The following is a 19,301-nucleotide window of genomic DNA, read 5'->3' as shown; positions in this document are numbered from 1 at the left end:
ATTCTCTAATTGTTAAATTCATAATATAAACGCCATCAGTCATCATTAAGAGGCTTCATTTACGCTTATAATTTCCTAGCTATACGCGTATCCGGCAAAAACTCATGCTCATCCCGCGTCGCCATTTCTTCGTACAGCGCCCATTTTTGGTCAACCACTTTCTGCGCATAATCCATCAGCTTGTCGGCTTGTTCCAGATTACTGCGCCTTAGGCTGCTGTAACGGGTTTCGTTGTAGGCATAGTCTCTCAGCGGAATAGTCGGGCGTAGCGAGTCCAGAATAAACGGGTTTTTGGCTTGTCCGCGCAAGGTCGGGTTGTAGCGGTACAGCGGCCAGTAGCCTGATTTTACGGCCATTTCCTGTTGTTCCAGGCCGTTTTCCAGGTTGATGCCGTGAGCTATGCAGGGGCTGTAGGCGATAATCAGCGAAGGGCCGTTGTAGGCTTCGGCTTCGCGGAAGGCCTGTAGCGCCTGCTGCGGACTTGCGCCCAACGCAATTCTGGCGACATACACATTGCCGTAGGCTATGGCTTGCAGCGCCAGGTCTTTTTTCGCCGTGACTTTACCGCCCGAGGCAAACTTGGCGACCGCACCGATAGGCGTGGACTTGGAAGCCTGACCGCCGGTATTGGAATAAACTTCGGTATCCATAACCAGGATGTTGACGTCCGATCCGGTCGCCAGCACTTGGTCGATGCCGCCGTAGTCTATATCATAGGCCCAGCCGTCACCGCCGATAATCCAGATGCTGCGGCGCACGAAATGATCGATAATCGACAACAATTCTCCGGCCTTGTGAGTACCGAGCTTTTCCAATTGCTCGCGTAATTGCACTACCCGTGCGCGCTGTTTGCGAATATCGCTTTCTTCGCTTTGAGGCGCTGCGAGTATTTCGCCAGCCAGCTTGGCATCCACTTCATCTTTTAACTCGGTTAGCAGCCGATGCGCCATCGCGACATGTTGATCGGTCGTCAGCCTGTAGCCGTAGCCGAATTCCGCATTATCTTCAAACAACGAGTTGGACCAGGCCGGGCCTTTTCCTTCCGCATTTTTCGACCAGGGTGTGGTGGGCAGGTTGCCGCCGTAAATGGACGAGCAACCGGTGGCATTGGCCGCCAGGATGCGGTCGCCGAACAACTGGCTGATCATTTTCAAGTACGGGGTTTCGCCGCAGCCTGAACAAGCGCTTGAGAACTCAAACAGCGGCTCCAGAAATTGCACACCGCGAATATTTGAGAAATCGACACGAGCGCGGTCGTTGTAAGGCAAACTTTCAAAGAAAGCCACAGACCTTTTCTCGACTTCAAGGTGTTCAGCCTTGGGTGTCATGTTAATGGCTTTGATACTTGCATCATGTTCCGACACGGCCGGGCAAGCTTTTACGCACAAATTACAGCCGGTGCAATCTTCCGGGAAAACCTGCAATGTGTAGCGGGTGTCAGGGAAGCCGCGCGAAGTGACATTGGCGGTTTTAAAGCCTTCCGGTGCTTGCTCCAAAAGGTCTTTTGTGTAGAACTTGGCGCGAATAGCCGCATGCGGGCAAACGGCTGAGCAGTTGCCGCATTGAATGCACAGGTTGGACTCCCAAATAGGAATATCCTGGGCGATATTGCGTTTTTCCCATTGCGTGGTGCCGGTTGGGTAAGTGCCGTCGACAGGCAGGAAACTGATCGGAATCCAGTCGCCCTTGCCTGCGATCATTTGCGCGGTCACATCCTGAACAAAGCGCGGCGCATTGGCGAACTTTCCAAGACCGGTGTCTGCAAGCGCGGTGACTGTTATAGGCAGGGTTACTTTTTCCAAATGCGCCAGAGACTGGTCTATCGCCTCAAAGTTCTGCTGTACGACTTCAGGCCCTTTACGGGCGTAGGTTTTCTCGGCGTATTGCTTGATTTTTTTGATCGCTTCATCTTTCGGCATGACGCCGGACAACGCAAAGAAACAGGTTTGCATGACCGTGTTGATGCGTCTGCCCATGCCGGTTTGACGCGCAACTTTGACCGCATCGATCACATAAAACTGGATATTTTTGTCCAGCAATTGCTTTTGCACGCGCGCAGGCAATTGCCCCCAAATATGCCCGGCATCGAACGGGCTGTTTAGCAGGAAAGTTGCGCCCTGTTTGGCGCGTTCCAGCATATCCGTGGTTTCAATAAAGTTGAAGTCGTGGCAGGCGATAAAGTTGGCCGATTCGATCAGGTAAGGCGCCTTAATGGGTTCCGGGCCGAAACGCAAATGCGATACGGTTTGCGATCCGGCTTTTTTCGAATCGTAAACAAAATACCCTTGCGCAAAATACTGGGGTTCGCTGCCGATGATTTTGATGCTGTTTTTATTGGCGCCGACCGTACCGTCGGAACCCAGTCCGTAAAACATCGCCCGCACGACGTTGTCCGACTCTATATCCATATGTTCCGTGACCGCGAGACTGGTAAAAGTCACGTCGTCGATGATGCCGATCGTGAAACCGTTTTTCGGCTGTTCGGCTTGCAGTTCCTGATAAATCCTGGTCACCATCGATGGCGTAAATTCCTTGCTGGACAGGCCGTAACGGCCGCCGATCACGCGCGGCATGGTAAGAAGCTGGCCGTGGGCGAAAGCCTGGCTCAACTCGGTGATAACGTCTTTGTACAGCGGTTCGCCGCTACTGCCCGGCTCTTTGGTTCTGTCCAATACCGCAATGTGCCGCACCGATTCAGGCAGCGCCGCCAGAAAGTTCTTGGCGCTGAATGGGCGATAAAGGCGCACGTTCAGCACGCCGACGTTCTCGCCTTTCTGATTGAGTTTTTCCGCTGTGGCGACGGCTGTTTCAACGCCGGAGCCCATCATGATGATAATGCGCTCGGCTGTTGCGGAACCGTGGTATTCAAAGGCTTTATAGCTTCGGCCTGTGACCTGCTCGAACTGTTTTAACACCTCATCGAACACCTCGACAGTGCGCTCGTAATAGATATTCGAGCTTTCGCGGGACTGGAAATAAGTGTCCGGGTTTTGCGCCGTTCCCCGCATCATCGGCTTGTCGGGGTTTAACGCCCGATCCCGGTGCGCAAACACCAGCACATCGTCGATCATGGCCCTGATTTGATCGTCTTCGAGCAAGGTGATCTTGTTGATTTCGTGCGAAGTCCTGAAACCGTCGAAGAAATGCAAAAACGGAATCCGCGATTTCAAGGTAGTGGCCTGGGCGACCAGCGCCATATCGTGGGCTTCCTGGACATTGCAGGAAGCCAGCAGCGCAAAACCGGTCATGCGCACGCTCATCACGTCCTGATGGTCGCCGAAAATGGACAATCCCTGCGTCGCCAACGAACGTGCGGCGACATGGATGACGGTCGAGGTCAACTCACCGGCAATTTTGTACATATTGGGGATCATCAATAACAATCCTTGAGATGCGGTAAAGGTCGTGGCTAAAGCGCCGGTTTGCAACGCGCCGTGCAAAGCTCCGGCAGCGCCGCCTTCGCTTTGCATTTCGGCAATAGTCGGAATGCCGCCCCAAAGATTGGTTTTATGTTCCGTCGTCCATTGGTCGCAAAACTCGGCCATCGATGAAGACGGGGTGATCGGGTAAATTGCGCAGACTTCATTGGTTCTGTACGCAACGTAGGCGGCCGCTTCGCCGCCGTCGATAGTAACTTGTTTGGTCATGGTGGATTTCCTGGCAACTAAAGTTTATTTGTAACTATTCAATAATGGAACGCGGATGAGGTTGCACGACGGATTTAATTAGCAAAAGGTAAAAGGCAAAGGGCGAAAGGTGGTTTCTTTGCCCTTTGCCTTTCGCCTTTTGTCTTTCAATATCCCCATTTTATCAGTGCTAATCCGTCAAATCCGTGCCATCCGTGTCCGCTATTTATCAATCATGTGAATTGCAGCGGTCGGACACTGCAAGGTGCAGGCGGTACAGCCTGTGCAAAGGTTGTAATTCACGTCGTAGAATTGGCCTTTGCCGAGCTTGATAATGGCTCCTTCCGGGCAAGCGCCGTAACAGCCGTCGCATTCGAAACAGTTGCCGCAGGAATAACAGCGGCTGGCTTCGTAAGTCGCCTCCTCCAAGGTCAGCCCGCCCAACACTTCGTCGAAGTTTTTATTCCGCACTAGCGGCGACATCGTGGGTTGTTCCGACTGGTCGGCATCGGTGCTGTACCAAAGATTGAGTTCTTCATGCAGGACGATGTGCTTCTTGCCGGGATGCTGATATTGAGTGCCGCGCAGGTAAGCGTCGATATTTCTGGCGGCTTTTTTGCCGTGTCCGGTCGCAATGGTCACGGTGCGCAAGCTGGGTACCATGTCGCCTCCGGCAAAAACGCCTGCTGCGGCGGTCATCATGTTGTCGTTAACGGGAACCACGCCGTCGCTTTGCGCTTCAATTTCCGGAAAGGTTTTTAATAACTCGGAATCGATATTTTGCCCCAGCGCCAAAATCAACGTATCGGCTTCGATGATTTCAAACTCGCCGGTGGCTTGCGGCCGGCCTTTGTCGTCCAGGGCCATGATTTCAACCTGAATGCGGCTGCCGTCAATGCCTACGATGGTGCGTAGCCAGTGAAACGCCACGCCTTCTTCGATCGCTTCGGCGGCTTCAAAATCATGCGCGGGCATGTTTTTGCGGTCGCGCCGGTAAATGACCATAGTTTCCGCACCCAACCGCTTGGCGGTCCGCGCCGCATCCATCGCGGTATTGCCGCCGCCGTAGACGGCGACCCGTTTGCCGATCTTGGACGGTTTGCCCAAACCGATGTTGTGTAGGAAAGTGACCGCATCCCTAGTGTCGCTTTCGCGGTATAAGGGTATATCAATCGAGCGTCCTATATGCGCTCCGACGGCGACAAAAACCGCATCAAAATTCCCGGCTTCTTTTTCCGCTTTTAAATCTTCAATTTTCCGGTTCAGCGTGATCTTTACGCCCATGTCCTCGATACGCTTGACCTCGGCAGCCAACACTTCGCGCGGCAAGCGGTAAGACGGAATGCCGAAGTGCATCATGCCGCCCGCTATCGGTTGCGCGTCCCTGATTTCAACGTCATGGCCCAAACGGGCAAGATGATAAGCCGCCGACAAGCCGCTGGGTCCCGCCCCGACCACCAGCACCCGTTTATTGGATTTTTCGCCGACGATCTGCGGCGTCCAGCCCTGTTCGAAGGCCATGTCGCCAAGAAAGCGTTCAACCGCATGAATGCTGACCGCTCCGTCGACCGCCACCCGATTGCAGGCCGATTCGCAAGGATGGTAACAGACGCGGCCATGCACGGCGGGCATCGGGTTATTTTCCAGTAAGCTATTCCAGGCTTCCTGATAGCGTCCGGCCTGAGCTAAATCCAGCCAAGCCTGGATGTTTTCACCGGCCGGACAGGCATTATTGCAAGGCGGCAGGTAGTTTTCGTAAACCGGCATGCGCCGTTGCTGCGGGCCAGTGCCGGTACTCAATGTCAAATCCGGTGGAGTGGTCATATCGTGGTGTTTCATATGCGCTTAACTCAATGGTTGCGGTTCAGATTTATTGCCGATGTAACTTGCAATCGCCCAATCGGACTGTGTGTTCAAACTAAATCATCCACACCCGGCAAGATGCGGACACTTTGCCTATTCTACCCTGTAAGCCAGAACGACGTTAGGCAATCCGCAAATACTAGCGGGGTTTTATTTCAATTGTTCAATGATCGGAGAAACTTTATGAATCAAGCATTTTATCGCTAATTGACACTCCCCTCATTCAGACTTATAGTCGTCGACACGCAATCCACCGGGATTGGCGCTTTTTACCGCAAAAAGACACGCAGTTTTCGTCGATTTCTGCTGCATAACCCACGAGTTCTGGATTATGCAGGAGACAGAAATGCACGGAGCAATTGCCGAGAGCACCCACAGTACGCGCTTTAGGCGACGTAAAAGAAAGTAACTCGCTTTCGGGCGCGAGAACCCGATCCCAATAACCGTCGCGTCAGCGACACCTTTCTGCAACAGATAAGAACCGTGTAACATCAATTAATTATGAGAAATACAACTAAACGATATGCCGCAGTCGGTTTATTTTTTACGATACTGCTCGTTCTAATGCCGGCTACCAAAGCAATGGCCGATAATTTGCAGCCCCCGCAGCAGGTCATACAAAATGTTTCGACACAACTACAGCAAAAACTGCGGGATAAATCCTTTACCAAGAATTTTGCTCAAGTTGCGCAGTATGTTCACAACGTCATTGACCCGCATACGGATTTCGACAAAATCGCACCGTTAGTTTTGGGAAAATACTGGAAAACAGCAACAAGCGGGGAGCAAGAGCGTTTTAAACATGAATTTCAAACGCTGATAGTCAGAACCTATTCCAGGGCGTTTGTGGAATATAACGACTGGTCGATACGTTACATGCCGGTTGAAATGGCGGATGAGGCCACAAAAGTCATCGTCAAAACGGAAGTTCTGCAACCCGGCCGTCAGCCTGTCGATGTAAATTACCGGATGTTCCTGAGTAAAGGCGAATGGAAAGTCTACGACATTATGATTGACGGTGTGAGCCTGGTGACTAATTACCGTTCGAGTTTTAGCGAAGAAATACAAAAGAAAGGCTCATTAAGCGCCGTGATCGATGCACTGGCCAAACGTAATATTGAAGCGCTTGCTGCAAAAGGTTCCTCATGACGGTCAGCCACAATCTAAAAAACTTCATTCATACCTTGGCGCTCTTTCTTTGCATGGGCGCTATTTTGTCGCTGCTGGGTTTTATTTTGGCCGGGGCCACGGGTATTTTATGGGCGGCAGCTCTGGGCGTGATGATACTTGTTATTAGCCCGAACATATCGCCGTCTTTTATCTTTTCCATGTATAAGGGAAAGCTGCTGTCGGAAAACGATGCGCCCCGCCTTTATCAGATAATACGGGAACTGGCCGCCCGCGCCGATTTGCCGTCGCTTCCCGCGATTTACTACCTGCCCAGCCAAATCATGAATGCTTTTTCCGTAGGCACGTCCGAAAACTCGGCCATCGGCCTCAGCGACGCCCTGCTGAATTCGTTGAGCGAACGGGAGATTATTGCCGTGCTGGCGCATGAAATCAGTCATATCCGGCATAATGATGTGCGGGTAATGACTTATGCCGACATTATCAGCAGAGTCACCAGCGCCTTGTCTTTAACGGGTTTTCTATTGATTTTTTTCAATTTACCGCTGTATTTCATGGGTCTGGTTACCATTTCCTGGTCTGCATTGGGCGTGCTCGTTATGGCGCCTACGATTATGAGTTCGCTGCAACTTTCATTATCCCGAATGAAGGAATTTGACGCCGACCGCCACGCCGTTTTATTAACAGGCGACCCCGAAGGTCTGGCAATGGCGTTAAGAAAATTAAAACTCTACGAATCCTCGGTTTTCGATATGCTGTTTGGCCGCAGCGGTCATGGCGCATCGATTCCATCAATCCTCAGAACCCATCCTGAAACCGAAGAAAGAATAAAACAGCTGTTAAGCCTAAAGAAGCCTTCCCGGCAAACTCTGCAATATTCAATCCACGAGAAGTTTTACATCCCCGCCCACTATCGTAAATCGATCAGAAAACCCCGCTGGCATTTAGGCGGATTCTGGTACTGACCGGCATTACAACAACAATCCCAATCTTCCTCAACGCTAAAACTCTTCCCATCCGCCGCTATCTGCCGATTGCGGATCCAGTTTAACGATGTGCCCCACAGGAACATGGTCGGCTTCAGTTTCGTTTTCAGCCGGTTCGGCAAGATAAGAATCCGCATCGCCTTCCATTTTAAAGTGCGCTACCGTAACCGTCAGCTGTTGCGTCTGCTCTTCCAGCGACTCCGCCGAGGCTGTGGCTTGCCCAACCAAAGCGGCATTTTGCTGGGTTACGTCGTCCATCTGGCAAATGGCCATATTCACTTGCTCGATACCCGCAGTTTGCTCGACAGAAGCCGCGCTGATCTCGGACATGATGGCCGTAACGCCACGGATAGAGTTAACGATGTCTTCCATAGTCTTTCCGGCTTGAGAAACCAGTTTACTGCCGTCCTCAACTTTCTCAACCGAATCGCCAATCAGGTTTTTGATCTCCCCGGCGGCGGATGCAGCGCGTTGCGCGAGACTTCGCACCTCTCCGGCCACTACCGCAAAGCCGCGGCCCTGCTCCCCGGCACGGGCCGCCTCAACTGCGGCATTGAGTGCGAGTATATTAGTCTGAAAGGCGATGCTGTCTATCACAGAGATAATTTCGACAACCTTGCGCGAAGATTCATTGATGCCTTCCATCATTTTTACAACTTGACCGATCACAGTAACGCCCTTAGCCGCGGTACTTGAAGCACTAACGGCAAGTTCACTGGCGTGCTTGGCGTTTTCAGTATTTTGCTGTACCGCCGAGGTCAGCTTTTGCATACTGGTCGCCGTTTGATCCAAGCTGGTTGCCTGCACTTCGGTGCGGTGAGACAACGATGTGTTGCCGTGCGCGATTTCTTTTGCGGCAATATGAATCGATTCCGCGACCTCCTTAACTTGGCCGAGAATATCATTAAGATCGTCCACCGTGGAATTGGCGTCGTCCTTGAGTTGCCCGAAGGTGCCTGAATAGTGATTAATGATTTTTTCAGTCAGATTTCCGTGGGACAAGGCATTGAACACACGCACCGCTTCATTAAGGCCGCTTTCGCTGGTTTGCATCAACTGGTTGATCGATTCACTCAACTCACGGTAGAAACCTGTCTTACCCTGCATAACAATGCGTTGGGTAAAATCACCCATCACAGCAGCCACCAGAATAACGGCCACCTCTTTTTCCACCATGACTTCCGCAGTGCGGTCCAGCCATTCCGCGACCGTCCCCATACGCCTGCCTTGCGGGTTGATTACCGGACTGGCGGTCACCACCAAATAGCGTTCTCCCAAAGCAATATTGACAGGGCTTAAGCTGCCGGCGGCATTAGCGAGTAACTGTGCCTGATGCGTTGGATTCTTGTGAAAGGCGTCAATATTAGCGCCGACCAGATTATCAACGGAAAAATCCGGCAACAGCTCGCGGATGCTTGCTTCGGCTTTGCCGAACATACCGGCTGCCGCTTTATTGACATAAATGATGTTACGGTCATTGTCAGCAATCATTACGCCGGTGCTGACGTTATCCAATGCAATCTTAATGCGCAGATGCTCATCGGCAATGCGCTTGGCTTCTGCGACATCAAAGCCGAGCTTGATCTGCATCGCCTTGAGCGCCGCCGTCACCTTGCCAACCTCGTCCATACTGCCTATTTCAATCGGGTGATTGTAATTACCCTGGGCTATTTGTCCAAAATGCCTGATCGTAGCCTTCAGCGGGCTGGCGATGGAACGCAGCAAAGAGAAACTTAGCCACAACGCCAGCAAAATACCCGAAGCGATCAAGATACCGGCGCTGTCACGGGTACTGTAATAACGAGACAAACTCGCCTCGAATTCATTCTTGGTATCGTCTATCTGTAATTGCAATAAATTCTGAGCTTCCTCATTGACCGATTCGTAAAGCGGAGCGACCTTATCCTCGATAATCTTACTGGCAAGTGCGACGTTATTACTGCGCAATGCTGAAATAGCCGGTTGCAAACCTTCGGTCACAAAACGACTTTCGTCATTTTTGAATTGATTCGCCTGGTTTTTTTCACTCGCATTAAGCGGGCTTTCAAGGTATGCCTCCAAAATCTTGGCGATAACGGCGATGTTGCGTTCGACTTCGGCGGTATTTTTCTGAATCGATTCGGGAGCCGGGTTGAACAGACTGGAGGAAATACTCAGCCGGTTAATCAACATCAATTTCTGTATCTGGGAAATCCGGTTCAAAGGCAACATATGATGGTCATGAACGTTAAGCAATCCTTCGCTGTCCTTGCTCATACCGAAAAGCCCCAGGGCGCCGACAATGCACAGCAAAATTGACATGATAGCGATAACCATCAATAAACGGGCTTTGATGCTGATGTTTTCCAGCGACGGAAATCTTCCCCGCAATGTCTTTTTGACGATTTTTCCATGCTGTATTTGGGTATTGCCCGCCTTGCCTTCGCGAAACTTCCGGTAAGCCTCGGCGGCCTCTGCAACCTGCTTTGGGCTGGGTTTGCTGCGTACCGACATATAACCGGCCAGCTTATCATTCTCATAGTAGGGCGTAACATTGGCCTGAACCCAGTAAAAGTCGCCGTTTTTGCAACGATTTTTGATCACGCCGGTCCATGGACGACCCGATTTCATCGACTGCCACAAATCGGCAAAGACTTCTACCGGCATGTCAGGATGACGGATTATATTGTGCGGGACGCCAATCAGCTCTTCTCTAGTAAACCCGCAAATCCGAATAAAATCTTCATTTGCGTAGGTAATCATCCCCTCTAAGTCGGTCTTGGTAACAATGGAATCAGTCTCTGTAAGCGCGCGCTCCACATTGGTGATCGGCAAGTTAATTTTCATGGGGTGTTTTTCTTGGAAGTTGGATAATTTAAATACTTTTTGATGTTGCAAAACGAATTTTGAACGTCGCTATTTTTCTTGTTCCCACTCGCTGAGCATTAATGCCCTTAAGTTAAGGAAGCGCTGTTAAAAACAATGTTTTTTCTATTGTGAAAGTTGAACAACGTTCCCGTTGCTGTAGGGTGCGCCGGCGCGCGCTTTTCCCGATGGTTGAAAAAAACCGCCATCCCTTGGCTCGCACGACGCACCCGACTCGATTAACATTTTGTTTTTTACATTCTAAGCAAAAACTCAAAACATACCTCCCAAATAAAATCACCTCGTTAATGCGTTCTCACGCAGGAGAGCGTGAAATAATTGATTGAGTAAGGGGCACAAATCTGGTTTGTACTCCTTAACTCGTCCATATCCTCGAGAGTATGGGAACGAAGCCAACCGGCAACCGGATTAACGGTCGCCCACTTTAAAGAACGCCATAACCTGTTGCAGCTGCATGGCTTGGCCGCTCAGCTCTTCCGCCGTGGCGGCAAGCTGTTCCGAACCCGATGCGTTTTGTTGCGCCGCTTTATCCAACTGGCCGACCGCATCGCTGATCTGGCCTATGCCTTGCGCCTGCTCTTCCGAAGACGCGGTAATTTCTTCGACTAGATCGGCGGTCTTCTGAATATTAGGCACCATTTTTTCCAGCAGGATGCCTGCGTCCTCGGCAATCTTGACGCTGTTTTTAGCCAAGCTGTTGATTTCCTGGGCGGTTACCCGGCTGTTTTCCGCCAGCTTCCTGACTTCGGCTGCGACGACGGTAAAGCCTTTGCCGTGTTCACCGGCACGCGCCGCTTCAATCGCGGCATTGAGTGACAATAGATTGGTTTTGTAAGCAATATCTTCAATCAATCCAATTTTATCGGCGATTTCTTTCATCGCCTCTACGGTACGTTTCACCGCCTGCCCGCCATTGGCGGCCTCTTCCGCAGCCGTTGTCGCCATACTGTTGGTCACTTTGGCGTTATCGGCATTCTGTTTAACCGACGCACTCAACTCTTCGATGGAAGCAGTGGTCTCTTCAACGCCCGATGCCTGCTCGGTGGCGCTTTGACTGATGGATTGGGCGGTCGCGCTGATTTCCTGCGAGGCGCTGCCCAAGGCGTCGGAATTGGTGCGCACTTGCTGTACAACACTGCTGAGCTGGTCGCGCATGGTTTGCAGCGCATTGGCCAGAACGCCGATCTCGTCTTTCTGGTCAATATCGATCTGTGCGGTCAAATCCCCTTCCGACAGGGACTCGGCGAATTTAACCCCCAGAATAATCGGTTTGGTGATCATCGAAGCCAAAAACAACGCAATGATAACGCCCAACACTATCGCCAGAATGATCGTGCCGATGATGATTTTGTTGGCGTCACTGACCAATTGCTCGGCTTCGGTACGCGCATTGCCCAACTGGGCGTAACCGGCGGCTTCGGCGTCTTGCGCCTGCTTGATCACATTACTGCCCAGACTTGCCATATCGGCCAAAATAACTTTCAGTTTATTGTCGTTTTCTATCCAGCTTTTGGCTGATTCGGTGTAATTTCGCGTTCCGTTACGGGCGTCTGTAATCAATTTGATTTCGTCTTCTTTCACGACAATTTTTTGCAGATCGTCGTATAAGTCCATTAGCTCCGGCAATAAAACTTCCATTTTTTTCCAGGCAACGCGATCCTTGTAATTAACTTCTTCCTTTTCAGCGCGCATGATTTGCATCGCTTTGATATAGATATTGGTCGTGATGATATAACGCTGGACGAACTGATCAAGCTCCTGTGCGCTTAATCCTTTTTTCATCGCTTCGCTATAATTGTTTACCTGCTTTTTAAGCATGATATCGGCCGCATTCGCTACGGAATTGCCGTTTTCCACCATCTCGGCAACGGATTGTTTGTTCGCTTTCAGTGCGGCAACTCCCGCCCGGTATTTATCGGCGTATTGCGCAGTGCCTTCCCTTGCCGTTTTCGACTGCTCCAACAGCTCAGTGTTCTTGTATTGCTTAGCTACGGTATCCACTTTATCCAGGAAACCCATCAGTTCCTTGACGTTCTGTTCGGCGCGCTGGTGAACTTCGTCCTTTTCCTGCAACAAATAGTTTTTTTCTTCCATAATGGTCGACAGCGCCATCCGTTCGACCCCGGTTGCGTATTCAACCGCCTTGCCGTTGTTATCGGTAATGCCGAACAGCGAATCGGACACTTTGCCAATATAGAGCTTTGACAGCATTCCGAATCCGCAGGTAATCAATACCAACAGCAACGCACCGGTTAATATCTTGGTTTTTATACTTAAGTCTTTTATGTTCATAAAAATGAGTCCTTGTGTGGATTATCAGTTCAGTGCGGTGAAGCTGGTTTCTTTGTTTGTGTTGCCGCCTTCGTATTCGGCAACTTGTTTAAGCTGAGATAATTCTTTTATCGAAAGCACGCGGTTAATATTCAGCAAAATAATAAATTCGTCACCCACCCGTCCCATCGACTGAATAAAATCGGTTCGAATATCGGCGCCAAAATCGGGCGGCGGCATGATATTCGCCTCGGGTATTTCCAGAATTTCATCGACGGCGTCGACCAACATCCCCAGTAACTGGGCATCCTCGTTGTATTCAACCTGCACCAGCACGATACAGCTGCGTTTGGTTATTTCGCTGCTTTGCCGACCCAGGCGCGCCGACAAATCGATGACCGGAACGACGTTACCGCGCAGATTAATGACGCCGCGTATATACTCGGGCGTCATCGGCACGTCGGTAATCGTGTTGATTTCGATAATTTCTTTGACATCCAAAATGCTGATAGCCAGATTTTCATTGCCTGCCCGAAAAGTCAGGTACTGGCGTAGTTGATCCTGAGCCGCTAACTCGGTTTTGTTTTCTTGCTTATGTATTAACTGGTTCATGGTTCATCTACCTGTCAAAATCGTTCAAAATCATGTTCATTAAATTCAGGTTTGGTTCCTCCCGCCTTGCTGACCGGCATGGGCGCCGGTGTTACCGGAGAAGATCCGGCCGAAGTAAAATGAGGAGCGGTTTTTTTGTTGGCGCCCGTCTGTTTGCCGGGAAGGATGGATTGTCTCGTTTGGCCTTTAGCGGTGCGACTTTGGTTCGCATTCACTTTAAAGAACGCCATAACCTGTTGCAGCTGCATGGCTTGGCCGCTCAACTCTTCCGCCGTGGCGGCAAGCTGTTCCGAACCCGATGCGTTTTGTTGCGCCGCTTTATCCAACTGGCCGACCGCATCGCTGATCTGGCCTATGCCTTGCGCCTGCTCTTCTGAAGACGCGGTAATTTCTTCGACCAGATCGGCTGTTTTCTGAATATTGGGTACCATTTGCGCTAACAGGTTACCCGCGTCTTCGGCAATCTTGACGCTGTTTTTGGCCAGCGTATTGATTTCTTGCGCGGTTATCCGGCTGTTTTCCGCCAACTTCCTGACTTCGGCTGCGACAACGGTAAAACCTTTGCCGTGTTCGCCGGCCAAGGCTGCTTCAATCGCGGCATTGAGCGACAACAGATTGGTTTTATAGGCGATGTCCTCAATCAGGCTGATTTTTTCAGCGATTTCCTTCATCGCGTCTACGGTGCGTTTCACCGCCTGCCCGCCATTGGCGGCCTCTTCCGCAGCCGTTGTCGCCATGCCGTTGGTTAATTTAGCGTTATCGGCGTTTTGTTTAACCGATGCGCTCAACTCTTCGATGGAAGCCGTGGTCTCCTCAACGCCCGCTGCCTGTTCGGTAGCGCTTTGACTGATGGATTGGGCGGTCGCGCTGATTTCCTGCGAGGCGCTGCCCAAGGCGTCGGAATTGGTGCGCACTTGCTGCACAACGCTGCTGAGCTGGTCACGCATACTTGTCATTGATTTAGCCAACATGCCGATTTCGTCATTTTGTTCAAGGTCGATACGAACGGTCAGGTCGCCTTGCGCTAAAGACTCGGAAAACTGTTGCATCGCAAATAAAGAGCGTGAAATACCTCGAATCAACATAAAACCGATGAATACCGACAATAACAAACCCACTGTCAGAAGAACGATCGAAATAAAACGGCTTTCTTCATAACGGGTTTGAGCCAGATCGTATTCTTGTTTGGCGACATCCAGCTGTAATTGCATCAACGCATTGATGCCTTCTGCAACAGGTACGAATAATGGGCGCACTGACTCCCTGACGGTCTTCTCCACAGCTTCGGCATTGCCGGCAAGCAGGTATTCCATGGTGGGATTTAAGCCTTCAACCACAAATCGCTTACGATCGATTGCAAATTTATCGGCCAGTTTTTTCTCTTCCACCGTTAGATAGGTTGACATGTACTGATCCCATATCTTGTTAATATCGATAATATTCTGTCTGACGAGATCGATATTTTTTTGACTTTCTTCCTTGAACACCAAGGTATTGGTAATTGCCAGCCGATTAGCCAGTAACTTTGCATTAATTTCGCCCAACTGGCCCATAGGCACAGTACGGTCGACATAAACGGTTAGCAAACCTTGATTGGCTTTTTTCATCCCGTTCAAACCGAGAGCCCCTAACGCAATAGCAAGCACTGACATTAGTCCTACAACCAAAATCAGCCGGGCTTTGATAGTGAGGTTCTTCAGCATGGCAAGACTCCCGTGTATATGCATATTTTCATTATTAAGTCGTTACTATTCATAGAGTACCTGGCCTGTTTTTAGATTGAAGCTCAATTTGGGAACCCCAATATTGATAATTGGATTGTCGTTCTGTTAAAAATTCAGCCACAGCCTGCTGCGCTGGCTTTTTAAACACCCGACAACAACGCCAAAGCAGGGTTCGCCCGCTTTTTTGCGTGATGAATAAGCCCTTGCACGTCGAGAATTAATGCCACATCACCACTACCCAGCACAGTTGCTCCGCCAATACCGTCGAGATTCTCAAACAGCTTGCCGAGCGGTTTGATTACGGTTTGATTTTCGCCATGCAACTCATCGACAACAAAACCCGCCTTGGCCTCGCCGAAACGCACGACAACCAAGCTTTCCCGTTCAGTGCGCGTGTGTTTTTTATTGTTGTGGAAGAAATCGCCCAAACGCAAATACGGCAAAACCTGCCCGCGCAGATTGACGTAATGTTGAACGTCGTCGATTTGCCATTCGTCGCTGTTCATCTCGACGCATTCTTCGACCATACTCAACGGTATGATATAGCGTTCCTGTTGCGCTTCCACCATAAACCCATCGATAATCGCCAGCGTTAGCGGCAAATGGATTGTTACCGAAGTGCCTTGCCCCAACTCGCTGTCTACGGAAACACTGCCGCGCAATGCCTCGATATTGCGCTTGACCACATCCATACCGACGCCGCGACCGGACAGGTTGCTCGCCTCCTCTTTAGTGCTCAAGCCGGGTTCAAAAATAAGGCTGTAAATTTCACTCTTGCTGAGGACTTGATCCGGCTTAATCAGCCCTTTGGCTATCGCTTTGGCGACGATTCTTTCGGGGTCCAGGCCTTTGCCGTCGTCACTGATCTGGATCACGATGCGTCCCGAGTCATGATAGGCGTTCAACTGTATAGTGCCTTTTTCGGGTTTTCCCGCCCGCACGCGCACTTCGGGGGATTCAATGCCATGATCAAGCGAATTGCGCACCAGGTGGGTCAGCGGATCGTTGATTTTTTCCACTACGGTTTTATCCAGTTCGGATTCGCCGCCGGTTATTTGCAATTGAATTTGCTTGCCCAATTCCTTGCTGACGTCATGCACGACTCTCTGGAAGCGCGTAAACGTTTCGCCGATCTGCACCATGCGTAATTGCAATGCGGTATCGCGTATATCTTCCACCAGATGACTCATGGTCGAGGCGACGTCGTCGACATCGGACAAGCCGTGCTTATCGACCATCAGTCGCATCGCGGCGCCCGAAATAACCAATTCCCCGACCAGATTGATAAGATAACCCAGCTTGGCGGCGTCTACCCGGATGTAATTGGACTCCTTGTTAATCTTTTGTTTGACTGCTTCCTGCTTTTTAAGCGCCTGCTCTATGACCGGTTGCTGCAATATATTTTTTTCCACCAGCCTTTCGCCGAGCGGTTTCGCCTCGGCATCATCATCTTCGCGCTGCTCGTGAAGCGTGTTCGCAACTTCTTTTTCAGTCAAGGCGCCGATCTCGACCAGCATTTCGCCTAAGCGCTTGACTTGATCTTCCGGTAAATTCGCCAGCAACTGCACGTAGTGTTCCTGCCTGGAATTCGGCGGCAAGATATGAATATCGCAATCGTCCTCGGCAAACTCGAACACGTCTTCTATCGTTTTTTTATCGGCGCTGCTGTTAAAAGCTATTTTAAAATTGAGGTAACAATCCTCGGGAACCATATCCTCAATGCGCGGAAGCGCCGGCATGGTGATAATCACTTCGATTATTTTTCCAAGCGTTTGCAGATAACGGATAAACGATAGCGGATCCATGCCGTTTCGGAGGGCGTCCTTTTTAAAAGCCAGGCTGATAACCCAATTGTCGCTGCTGTTAGACGTATTGGGATCGACTTCAAAATGATCGGCTTTTTCCTCTTGGGTCGAGGGCATGCCTCCGGCGGCGGGTACTCCGGTTAACCGGACAATCAGCGCCTGATTTTGCTGCTGCAACGCTTCCGGCAGCGGTTCGCCCTCATTGAAAAGAACGTGCTGAATCAGCTGCGCCGTGTGGTCTTTACAGGCCAGCAAAACCGAGATGAGTTCTGCATCAATCAAACGCTCGCCGTTTCTAACCCGGTCCAATACGGTTTCGGCCTCATGGGTGAAAGCGACAACATCGTCGAACCCAAACAATCCCGAAGACCCTTTAATGGTGTGCATCGCGCGAAAAATACTGTTGATGCAATCCGCGTCGTCGGGCGCGCCTTCCAAGCCTAACAAGGCTTCTTCCATTGCCGTCAGTAATTCGTCGACTTCCTGGGAAAAGGTTTCTAAGGCGGGGTTCATATCGCTCATGATTTTTTCCAATTAGCGGGGATAACAATGGGATCGCCAAAATACATACCGAGTTTGAGCAGCTCAAAAACCTCAATCACCGCTTCGCTGTGCCGCAACAATCGCAGCGTAAACCCTCGTTTTTGCGCTTCGGCCTTCAGTAACAACAGCAATTGCAAACCCGCGCTGTCTATTTCAGTGACGGCCGACAAATCAAGCTGCAACTCCCGTGTACCGGGATGAAAATACCCCAACAAGGTTTCCTTGAGCGATTCGGCATTGTAGATAGTCATGTCATCCTTAATGGCCAATTGAACTGTCCCGTCATTTTTCTTAGCTTTTGCAGTCATGGCATCTCTCGGATAAGGTTACGGCAGCACTAATTTGGCAATGGCTGCGAGCAGGATAGGCGGTTGGAAAGGTTTGGTCACCCAGGCTTTAGCACCGGCCTCTTTGGCGGCCCGTTTCTTATCGTCTTCCATTTCAGTAGTCAGCATAATGATGGGGGTGAATTTGTAATGGTCGAGTTGCTTAACGGCTTTAACAAAGGTAATGCCGTCCATAACCGGCATATTAATATCGCTGACGATAAGATGGATTTTCACCCCAGTCAGTTTGCTTAACGCGTCTTTGCCGTCGCACGCTTCGATCACCTCATAACCCGCACCTTTTAGGGCAATGCTGACAACCTGCCGCATTGAGGCCGAGTCGTCCACGATCATAATTGTTTTTGCCATAAGTTAAAGCCCAGTGTTGAATTAAAAAATACGTTCTTGATTCGCATCAAAAAAAAGTTAAATCATCGTCTGAGTCGTCCGGCGAATGCTTAGCCCGGGAACTGACCGACTTGTAGTTTTCTTCTATATGCTCTACGGCTTTATCGACTTCAAGCATATCGCCGTCGCGATTACTGCCCTGCTGTTGAATTCTTTCGATGGTTTTTTGTAGATTCAGCAAGTTGTTTTCGACTTGCGTTAATATCTGGCTGACGCGATCCTGAAACTGCAAGGCCACCAGGACATTATTGATCTCGCCGCGAATTTGCTCGGCATGGTTTCTAAGCGCGCAGGCATCATCGCGGTAATGGCCCAGAACTTGGCTCAAAAGGGCTAATGTCTGGTTGATATTGGCTTCGGCCTGGGACAAGACTGCGTCATCAACGGCTTTTTGCTCTGCCTGACGAAGCTGTCCGAGCAAGTCCAGAATCGGTTGCAGCAAATCGCGACAGGCATCGATTACGCTGTCCAGGTGGTTGCTTTGCCGCCCGCCAAAGGCATTATCGGTGCTGTCTACAATCAGTTGGAGTTCGTTGACCATGCAGGAAAAACGGCTCGATAGCGAAGTAATTTCCTGCTCGGTATGCTCGCGCGAAACCATTACGTGCTGGGAAAGTATAGGACTGATGGTCAGCAGCAGCCGCTCCAACTCGCCGGTATAGGTCGAAACCGCCGCTATCTTGCTGTTTTCGTCCTGAGCCCAGCGGAAATTGGTTTGCGCCAATTCGTTATCATGGCGGCGCCACAAAAACAAACCGCTTCCAATCCCGAAAAACACCAGCAGCACACTGAACAACACATTATATAAGGTAGCGCCGTATTGCCACCCCACGACCATACCACCCAATATTACCGGCAATGCAGAAAGTGAAATGTACAAAAATTTACCGTCGGCATTGTTCTGGATCTGCTGCATTAAAATCCCCGTTGTTCTTGCGAAGGACATAGTTTAGTATGTAATCATACTTATATCCATTCAAAACTGTACGGAATATACGGCAATAACATTTTAATTATATTGACTTTTACAAAGAATCTATAATCAATTGCTTACGAGCTTTATTTTCGCATAGCGCCTTAAGCCATCCTCCTCCCTATAGACCATACGGTTTTATATAGGCGCTATTACGGTCGAGATGACATA

Annotated in this window: 12 protein-coding genes; 2 read left to right on the top strand and 10 right to left on the bottom strand. The window is 50.3% G+C overall.

Features of this window, described 5'->3' with window-relative positions:
• Positions 1-65: 65 nt before the first annotated feature.
• Positions 66-3,647, bottom strand: coding sequence for a pyruvate:ferredoxin (flavodoxin) oxidoreductase (nifJ, locus tag V3O24_RS13655; protein ID WP_331307641.1), 3,582 nt, complete (start codon positions 3,645-3,647; stop codon positions 66-68).
• 201 nt (positions 3,648-3,848) lie between these two features.
• The gene (locus tag V3O24_RS13650; RefSeq protein WP_331307640.1) at positions 3,849-5,450 is read right to left on the bottom strand and encodes an NAD(P)-binding protein; all 1,602 of its coding nucleotides are present in this window, start codon (positions 5,448-5,450) and stop codon (positions 3,849-3,851) included.
• A gap of 540 nt (positions 5,451-5,990) precedes the next feature.
• On the opposite strand from V3O24_RS13650, the gene V3O24_RS13645 reads away from it, so the two are divergent.
• Positions 5,991-6,638: an ABC transporter substrate-binding protein gene (locus V3O24_RS13645; RefSeq protein WP_104424303.1), complete on the top strand. Its 648-nt coding sequence runs from the start codon at positions 5,991-5,993 to the stop codon at positions 6,636-6,638.
• Entirely contained in the window at positions 6,635-7,582 is a 948-nt protein-coding gene (locus V3O24_RS13640) for a zinc metalloprotease HtpX (protein WP_331307639.1), read from the top strand. Before V3O24_RS13645 ends, V3O24_RS13640 begins: the two co-directional genes overlap by 4 nt.
• A 36-nt stretch (positions 7,583-7,618) precedes the next feature.
• Here V3O24_RS13640 and V3O24_RS13635 read toward each other — a convergent pair whose 3' ends face one another.
• The 8 genes from V3O24_RS13635 to V3O24_RS13600 all read right to left on the bottom strand — a co-directional run bounded on the left by V3O24_RS13635 (position 7,619) and on the right by V3O24_RS13600 (position 19,073).
• Entirely contained in the window at positions 7,619-10,429 is a 2,811-nt protein-coding gene (locus tag V3O24_RS13635; protein ID WP_331307638.1) for a methyl-accepting chemotaxis protein, read from the bottom strand.
• Positions 10,430-10,876: 447 nt separating this feature from the next.
• Entirely contained in the window at positions 10,877-12,760 is a 1,884-nt protein-coding gene (locus V3O24_RS13630; protein ID WP_331307637.1) for a methyl-accepting chemotaxis protein, read from the bottom strand.
• Between the two features lie 24 nt (positions 12,761-12,784).
• A complete protein-coding gene (locus tag V3O24_RS13625; RefSeq protein ID WP_104424306.1) occupies positions 12,785-13,351 on the bottom strand; it encodes a chemotaxis protein CheW in 567 nt (188 codons plus the stop codon).
• Between the two features lie 14 nt (positions 13,352-13,365).
• Positions 13,366-15,054, bottom strand: a complete 1,689-nt coding sequence (locus V3O24_RS13620; RefSeq protein ID WP_331307636.1) for a Tar ligand binding domain-containing protein — start codon at positions 15,052-15,054, stop codon at positions 13,366-13,368.
• A gap of 161 nt (positions 15,055-15,215) precedes the next feature.
• On the bottom strand, positions 15,216-17,402 hold the full coding sequence (locus V3O24_RS13615) for a chemotaxis protein CheA (protein ID WP_331307635.1): 2,187 nt from the start codon (positions 17,400-17,402) through the stop codon (positions 15,216-15,218).
• The gene (locus V3O24_RS13610) at positions 17,399-17,731 is read right to left on the bottom strand and encodes an STAS domain-containing protein (protein ID WP_104424309.1); all 333 of its coding nucleotides are present in this window, start codon (positions 17,729-17,731) and stop codon (positions 17,399-17,401) included. The genes V3O24_RS13615 and V3O24_RS13610 overlap by 4 nt, the downstream gene beginning before the upstream one ends.
• Positions 17,732-17,749: 18 nt before the next feature.
• On the bottom strand, positions 17,750-18,118 hold the full coding sequence (locus tag V3O24_RS13605) for a response regulator (protein WP_104424310.1): 369 nt from the start codon (positions 18,116-18,118) through the stop codon (positions 17,750-17,752).
• A gap of 46 nt (positions 18,119-18,164) precedes the next feature.
• Positions 18,165-19,073: a hypothetical protein gene (locus tag V3O24_RS13600; protein WP_104424311.1), complete on the bottom strand. Its 909-nt coding sequence runs from the start codon at positions 19,071-19,073 to the stop codon at positions 18,165-18,167.
• Positions 19,074-19,301: the final 228 nt, after the last annotated feature.

Source organism: Methylobacter sp. Wu8 (assembly GCF_036440755.1).
Lineage (GTDB): Bacteria > Pseudomonadota > Gammaproteobacteria > Methylococcales > Methylomonadaceae > Methylobacter_A > Methylobacter_A tundripaludum_A.
This window is presented reverse-complemented; position numbering and strand designations above follow the sequence as displayed.